This is a genomic window from Raineya sp., from assembly GCF_053497555.1.
The window spans coordinates 1-7,675 of the sequence record NZ_JBRCWE010000018.1; the positions used below are offsets into that span (position 1 = coordinate 1).

The window sequence follows — 7,675 nt, forward strand, 5'->3', positions numbered from 1 at the left end:
AAAAAAATAAATCCTAAACAACCTCATTGAAAAAGTGTAAAGTTTGAAAATTTATTACATTTTTCTCTGAAATGCAGTTACCTTTTTTGTAATTATAGTATTAACTAATGGTAAAGCCCAAGTAAAAACCTCAAAACTATATGAAAAAGATTTACAGGAGTTGGCTTTTGGCAGGAAGCGTGTTTCTTGCAAATGCTTTGAACGCTCAAATGATTGTAACCAGTGGTACAACAATGAACATCACCGCTGGTACTACGGTGAATATTACCGCTTTGAACCTGCAAAACAATGCAGGTGCTACTATCAATCACAATGGTACTATTATTATGGCGGGCAATGCTACTGGTAGAGATATTATCAATAATGGCACTTTTAATGGCTCTGCAGGTACTATACAAATGACAGGCTCCACTGAGCAACAAGTACAAGGTTCTTCGGTAGTAGATATTGGCACTTTTACTATCAATAATGGTGGCAATGGCGTAAGTGTAACCAATACAGGGGCATTACGCATACACAATACGTTGAACCTTACTAATGGTAGGCTTTTCACTGCGAATGCCAGCCCTGTAAGATTTACGACTACTGCCAGTAACCCCACCGAAACCAATGCAAACCATATTCGCGGTACAGCCATTATGGAGCAGAGAGTAGTAAATGCAGGTGCTTTTGCTACTTTTCTGATGTTTTCAATGGCGGCAGGGGGAGATGTAGGAGAACTTACACTTACTCGCCGTTCGGGTGATGGTACTGCTACCAGCCGTGGATTTGTGCCTACTCAGGGTTTTGTAAGCCCCATAGGATTTGAAAGTATTGATGTGCATTGGATTGTAGATATTACAAATACTGCCGCAGGCACTAGAAATGCTACCTTCTCTTGGATTTCTGACTGGGATAATGGTAGAAATCTTGCTCAAATGCAGTTATGGCGTACTACTTCCCCCTTTACGATAGGCTCGCCTTGGTTTTTGTATAATGCGGGACTTTTAAGCATACCCGGTCGCGTTCATACTGAAAATAATATCCCTCTTGCCGCTTTACGTAATGGTTGGACACTTTCCGACCAAGTGAATCCTTTGCCCGTGGATATGCTTGCCTTTGATGTACGTTTGGTAAAAGGTAAAGATGTAGAAGTGCTTTGGACTACACTCAACGAACTGAACGTTAGCCATTATATTGTGGAAAGAAGTGCTGATAATGTGAATTTTGAACGTATTGGTTCCGTACCTGCTAAAAACCTCGCTGAAAATAATTATCTCCACACTGATTGGAATGCTAAAGATTTAGGCAAAAGTGTACTTTACTATCGTTTGGTACAAGTAGAACAAAATGGTACAAAACGTACAACTCCCAGCAAACCCGTACATTTCAATAAAACTTTCTGGGCAGGTATTTATCCTAATCCTTACAAAGATGAACTCAATGTGAAAATCTATAACCCCGAAGCTAAAACTATTTTCCTTACTATTACAGATAACTTAGGTAATACGCACTTACGTACTACTTTGCAAGGGGAAGAAATTCACTTCAAACCCAGCGATAAGTTGCCTTATTTACCTGCGGGTGTGTATTTCCTTCAAATATCCGATGGCTCTCAAACTGAACTCTACAAAATTGCAAGACAATAATTCATAAAAAATACTTGCTTCTATAGCAAGAATTCATTTAGCAAAACTTTTTTACTTCGTTATATTTTTTTGAACAAAAAATTAAGTGTATGAAAAAACTTTTCACCACTCTCATTTGCGGTGGTGCATTAGCTACTACTGCTTTCTCGCAAGGGATAGGTATCGGAGGAACTCCTGATGCCTCTGCAATGCTTGATGTGCAATCTACTACACGAGGCTTGCTTGTTCCTCGTATGACACTCGCTCAACGTGGTGCAATTGCTTCTCCTGCCAATGGGCTACTTATCTATCAAACTGATGCTTCAAGAGGCTTCTGGTATTACGATACCCCTTCTGCTACTTGGCTACAACTTACTGCTGGTGGTTGGCTTTTGAATGGGAATGCTGGAACAACGATGGGAACTAATTTCCTTGGTACAACCGATGCACAAGGTTTGGACATCAGAACCAATAATCTGATTAGAATGAGACTGCAAAGCAATGGGCAAGTTATTGTGAATAATACAACTGCTATTGCAGGTGATATATTTTCCTCTTACGCAGGTGCAGGTGAGTACGCTATAAGTGGATATGGAACTACTGGTGGAGGGGTATATGGACAAGCCACAGGAGCTAATGGTGAAGCTGTTGCAGGTATCACTAATCAGGGAACGGGTTTGGGTGTTTATGCGGCTAATCAGAATAATGCTGGTATAGCTTTATATGCTGAAAACTCTGCCGCTAATGGAACTGCCAATGGCACTGGGATATGGGGGAGAACCAATCAGACGAATGGTACTGGGGTTATGGGTACTTTAAGAGATAATACCTATTTTTCTAATACAGGTGTTTCAGGATTTGTTAATAGTGGTGTGGCTAATGCTGCCGGTGTGGCGGGTGCTGCTGATGGTACTAATGGCACAGGTGTATATGGACAAGCTAATGCAACGACAGGAACAGGGGTCTATGGTACAGCTGGAGCAGGTGGTAGAGGCGTACAAGGTGTTGGAACCGCTAGTTCTGCTGCTTCTATAGGGGTATATGGAGTGCTTACAGGAACTCCCAGTGCTGCAGGCACAGGTTTTTCAGATAACACCACAGCAAGATCTATCTATGGGCAAGCCAACAACTTGGGTACAAGCTATCGTTTTGGTGTGTATGGTAATGGAGGAACAGCTGCAAGAACAGGGGGAGTTATGGGTATATCTGATGATGCCGCGGCGGGTTTTTATGCCGCAGGGGCATTAGGATATGCGAATGCTTCATTTGTGGATTACGCTGTGTATGGTTTTGGTCAAAATTATCAAGTAGGTGTAGCTACGGGAAGATATCTGAATAACTCAAATGAAATCAATGCTCGCGAATGGTCTTTACAAGAACCTAATCATACCATAGGGCTGGGGATTTATGGAGGTGTAATGGGTGGTTGGATAAAAGGTTTGGTGTATGGTGTAAATTTGTCTGGCGTTAGATACGGAGCTTATGTGCACGGAAAGACTATCACCAACAATATTATCGCTACTCTGCACTCTGCTGAAAATTCAGATAAGCGTATAGTTTCTTATGCAACTACTTCTATGCAAGTTGATATTACCGATAGGGGTAGAAGCAGACTCAATAACGGAAGAGTTTTAGTGAGGCTAAAAGATGAATTTCTTAAAATTACTTCAGACAAAGAGCCATTTACTATTACCGTAACTCCTATTGGACGTTCCAAAGGGCTTTATATTGAGGAAACAGGAAAAAGAGGTGAGTTTTGGGTAATAGAAAATGATAATGGAACTTCAAATGTTGAATTTAATTATATCGTAATTGGTGTAAAAAGAGATTTTGAAAAACCAATCATTTCGGAAGAAATCCTTGCTAACGATTTTGAGGAAAAAATGAATGGAGATAAAGGTATTATGTATAACGACAACAACCCTGCTGAACCAACCTACTCCATATGGTATGATGGCTCAAAAGTGAGATTTGACAGACCAAATATCCAAAAGAAACCTGTAGCAATAGATTCAGAAATTAGGAAAATAGAAGTGAAACAGTCTAATACAACTAAATCCAAGCAGAGAATAGAAGAAAAATAAAATTAGGTTTTATGCTTTTGCTTGTATAAAGCTAAAAAGCGACACCCATAAGTTTAACTCTTAATAGACCTTTTTGAACAAAAAAAACAATTAAAGCGTATGAAAAAACTTTTCATCACTCTCGTTTGCAGTGTTGCGATGGCTACTACTGCTTTCTCGCAAGGGGTAGGTATCGGTGGAACTCCTGCTGCCTCTGCAATGCTTGATGTGCAATCTACTACACGAGGCTTGCTTGTTCCTCGTATGACACTCGCTCAACGTGGTGCAATTGCTTCTCCTGCCAATGGGCTACTTATCTATCAAACTGATGGTTTAGTTGGCTTTTGGTATTATGATGGCACTAATTGGCGTTATTTACTAAATAATAGCACTGGATGGTTTACTACAGGGAATACTGGTACTGACGCAGCTACAAACTTTGTTGGTACAACTGATGCACAAGCTCTTACTTTTAGAACGAACAATACTCCTCGCTTGAGAATAGCCAATGGTAATCAATTATTTGCCCTTTCCGATGGAACGGCGGCAGCTCCTTTTTATTCTTGGGAAACTGATAGTAATACAGGAATTTACAGGATAGGTGCAGATATATTAGGTTTTAGCACAAATGGAGTAGAAAGAGCAAGGGTTGCAGCAAATGGACAGCTTTCTATCAATGAATTAAATAATAATTTAGGAGCTGGAGTTGCAGCACTAAGAGTAAGAAATAATAGTTCTACTTATGCGGGACATTTTTCATCTAATTATGATGGTGCTTTGAGTGAAAGTTCATCTGTTTTAGATGCATTTGCTTTATGGGGGATTTTAGCAGGATCTAGTGGGGCGGGAGTAGTTGGTAGAAGTGGAGGAGGTCTTACCTCTTACTTAGCCAATACTGGAGGTTCGTTTAGTAGTGCTACAGGAATAGGAGTATATGGGGTTAGTAACTCTGCAACAGGTACAGGAGGAGCATTTGTTGGTAATAATACGGGAACTGTTAGTACTCTAACTGATGGTAGTGGAGTAGCTGGTACAGGATTGAGTATTGGAATATACGGATATGCTACGGGTAATGGCAATGACCGTTGGGGAGGGTATTTTGTTGCGGCAACCAATGCGAACGCTTATGCTTACGTAGGAGGTAGGACTGGCGGAACTAACTATAAAATAAATGGACCTGGCACTGTTTCTACAATGGTTAAGGATTTGAATGGGGAGTATGTAAATATGTTTTGTCCAGAAAGCCCAGAAGTATTATTCCAAGATTATGGAACGGGAAAACTTGTAAATGGCAGAGCATACATTCAACTTGATCCGATTTTTGCAAAAAATATTTATGTAGATGAGGCACATCCTATGAAAGTCTTTATTCAGTTAGAGGGCGATTGCAAGGGAGTTTATGTAACAAACAAATCTAAAAATGGCTTTGAAGTGATAGAATTGCAAGGAGGAACCTCAAATGTAGCTTTCTCTTGGACTGTGGTTGCAAACAGAGCAAATACCTATGACGAAAATGGTAATTTAGACTCACGTTTTCAAGACATAAGGTTCCCGAAATCACCTAAAAAGCCATCAACCTTAGAATTAAAAAATCAAGTAAAAGACAAGGGAACAAAATAAAAATCTTAATAGATGTTTTGGGGCTGGTAAAAGATACCAGCCTTTTTCATTGCAACCATAAATACAATTGTACATTTTTTTATTTTTTGTTTTCCATTTTTCCGTTATTTGTAGAGACAAGGCATTGTCTTGTCTCTACAAATTGAATACGAATTGAATACGAATGAAAATGAATAATATTTTACCCCCAATCTATTATCATTTACCAAAAAATTTATCCTTTTCCCATTGTTGGGGGTTGTTGATGATATAATTTTCTATACGCTGATATTCTTCTGCATTGCGAATAATATGGTCATAAAAGCGGCTTTGCCAAGCAAATTCAAATCCTAAACGCCGAGCGTGCTTGCTTACAGCAGATTTATACGACCCTACAATGGACGAAATGCTATTCTTACCCGGATTTTGAAACCTATTTTGAGCAAAATTATTGCTTTCGCTATGTTTTAGTGATGTGGTTGGGAAACTATCTTCCAAAATCAAAATGCCGTGAATATGATTAGGCATTACAATATATTCACCCAAAGTTACTTTTTGAGCGTGAAAGGGAATTTCAAGCCAAAAAATATCTGCCAAAACACCCACCTGTGAGTATTGCATTTTACCCTCAATAATTTCTCCGAAGTAATGCCATCGGTCTTGGGTACAAATTGTAATAAAATACGCTCCTTGTGAGCCATAATCCCACCAAGAAGCTCTTGCCGAAGGTATCCGATATTTATTTTGAAACTTATCCAAAGTACTTTTCGTTAAAATTCCAAACAAAATGCCTTCGTTGCGTAGATACGAAGGCATTGAAAATATTTTGAATATACGATAGATTTACCCTACACTACCTTCCAAACTGATAGCAAGTAACTTTTGAGCTTCAACAGCAAATTCCATAGGAAGTTGGTTGAGTACCTCACGGGCATAACCATTGACAATCAAGGCAATGGCAGTTTCGGTATCTAATCCTCTTTGGTTGCAGTAAAAAATTTGGTCTTCGCCTATTTTGGAGGTGGTAGCCTCGTGTTCTATGGTCGCAGTTGGGTTTTTTACTTCAATATAAGGGAAAGTATGAGCCCCACACAAATTGCCCAGCAAAAGGCTATCGCATTGTGAGAAATTACGAGCATTTTCAGCTCTTTTATGGATTTCTACCAAACCTCTGTACGAATTTTGGCTTTTACCTGCCGAAATACCTTTACTCACGATACGGCTTTTGGTATTTTTGCCAATATGTATCATTTTCGTACCTGTGTCGGCTTGTTGCATATTATTGGTAACTGCTACCGAATAAAATTCACCCACAGAGTTATCACCTTTCAAAATAACCGATGGGTATTTCCAGGTAATAGCGGAACCCGTTTCTACTTGTGTCCAAGAAATTTTAGAATTTTTGCCTGCACAAATTCCTCTTTTGGTTACGAAATTGTAAATGCCACCTCTGCCTTCCTTATCGCCCGGATACCAATTTTGCACCGTAGAATATTTTATTTCGGCGTTATCTAAGGCAATCAGTTCTACCACAGCGGCGTGGAGTTGGTTTTCATCTCGCATAGGGGCTGTACAGCCTTCCAGATAGCTCACATAACTTCCTTCATCAGCGATAATGAGGGTTCTTTCAAATTGTCCTGTACCCGAAGCATTGATACGGAAATAAGTGGATAGCTCCATAGGGCAACGCACCCCTTTGGGAATATACACAAAAGAACCATCAGAAAATACCGCAGAATTAAGGGCGGCAAAGAAATTATCGGTTACTGGCACTACCGAACCCAAATATTTTTTTACAAGTTCGGGGTGTTCGTGAATAGCCTCGCTGATAGAGCAGAAAATAATGCCAAGTTCCGCCAGCTTGCTCTTGAAAGTAGTAGCTACCGAAACGCTATCAATGACAGCATCAACAGCAACCCCCGTGAGGCGTTTTTGCTCCTCTAATGAGATGCCTAATTTTTCAAAAGTTTTCAGGATTTCAGGATCTACTTCGTCGAGGCTGTTTAATTTAGGTTTCTTTTTGGGAGCAGAGTAATATTTTATGTCCTGATAGTCAATAGGCAAGTAATGCACATTCTGCCAAGAAGGTTCTTTCATTGTGAGCCATTTCCGATACGCATTCAAACGCCACTCCAACATCCATTCAGGCTCATTTTTTTTGGCAGAAATAAAACGAATAATATCCTCATTTAAGCCTTTGGGGGCTTCTTCGGCTTCAATATTGCTTACAAAGCCATATTTGTAGTCAGAATTGATATGTTCAATCAAGATTTCGTCCATAAGGGCGTAATTTTTATTTAGAATGAGTTTAGATTACACAAAGATATAACAAATTTTTGAGAAAAAAGTTTGCGTGAGCAAATATTTTTCGCAAAGCTCAGATATCAAAAAAAATAGAAGTACGAT

The 7,675-nt window shown here is 39.5% G+C and carries 5 protein-coding genes; 3 read left to right on the forward strand and 2 right to left on the reverse strand.

All coding sequences use genetic code 11. The features are described 5' to 3' along the window. The first annotated feature begins 140 nt into the window (after positions 1-140). From ACWITO_RS01945 to ACWITO_RS01955, 3 genes are all read left to right on the forward strand, one after another. Complete coding sequence (locus ACWITO_RS01945; RefSeq protein ID WP_448528325.1) at positions 141-1,628, forward strand: T9SS type A sorting domain-containing protein; 1,488 nt, start codon at positions 141-143, stop codon at positions 1,626-1,628. A gap of 89 nt (positions 1,629-1,717) precedes the next feature. Beyond that, positions 1,718-3,691: a hypothetical protein gene (locus ACWITO_RS01950; RefSeq protein ID WP_448528326.1), complete on the forward strand. Its 1,974-nt coding sequence runs from the start codon at positions 1,718-1,720 to the stop codon at positions 3,689-3,691. Positions 3,692-3,790: 99 nt separating this feature from the next. Continuing rightward, positions 3,791-5,290 (forward strand): hypothetical protein, encoded by a 1,500-nt coding sequence (locus ACWITO_RS01955; RefSeq protein WP_448528327.1) that lies wholly within the window; start codon positions 3,791-3,793, stop codon positions 5,288-5,290. A 198-nt stretch (positions 5,291-5,488) separates the two neighbouring features. Here the strand turns inward: ACWITO_RS01955 and ACWITO_RS01960 are convergent, their stop codons facing one another. After that, on the reverse strand, positions 5,489-6,085 hold the full coding sequence (locus ACWITO_RS01960; protein ID WP_207764431.1) for a transposase: 597 nt from the start codon (positions 6,083-6,085) through the stop codon (positions 5,489-5,491). Positions 6,086-6,112: 27 nt separating this feature from the next. Continuing rightward, entirely contained in the window at positions 6,113-7,549 is a 1,437-nt protein-coding gene (sufB, locus tag ACWITO_RS01965) for a Fe-S cluster assembly protein SufB (protein WP_448528328.1), read from the reverse strand. Between the last annotated feature and the right edge of the window lie 126 nt (positions 7,550-7,675).

Excerpts from the sequence above, each read along its gene's own strand:
- sufB (WP_448528328.1), bottom strand. The coding sequence starts at position 7,549 with ATGGACGAAATCTTGATTGAACATATCAATTCTGACTACAAATATGGC.
- ACWITO_RS01950 (WP_448528326.1), top strand. The coding sequence starts at position 1,718 with ATGAAAAAACTTTTCACCACTCTCATTTGCGGTGGTGCATTAGCTACT.
- ACWITO_RS01945 (WP_448528325.1), top strand. The coding sequence starts at position 141 with ATGAAAAAGATTTACAGGAGTTGGCTTTTGGCAGGAAGCGTGTTTCTT.
- ACWITO_RS01960 (WP_207764431.1), bottom strand. The coding sequence starts at position 6,085 with ATGCCTTCGTATCTACGCAACGAAGGCATTTTGTTTGGAATTTTAACG.
- ACWITO_RS01955 (WP_448528327.1), top strand. The coding sequence starts at position 3,791 with ATGAAAAAACTTTTCATCACTCTCGTTTGCAGTGTTGCGATGGCTACT.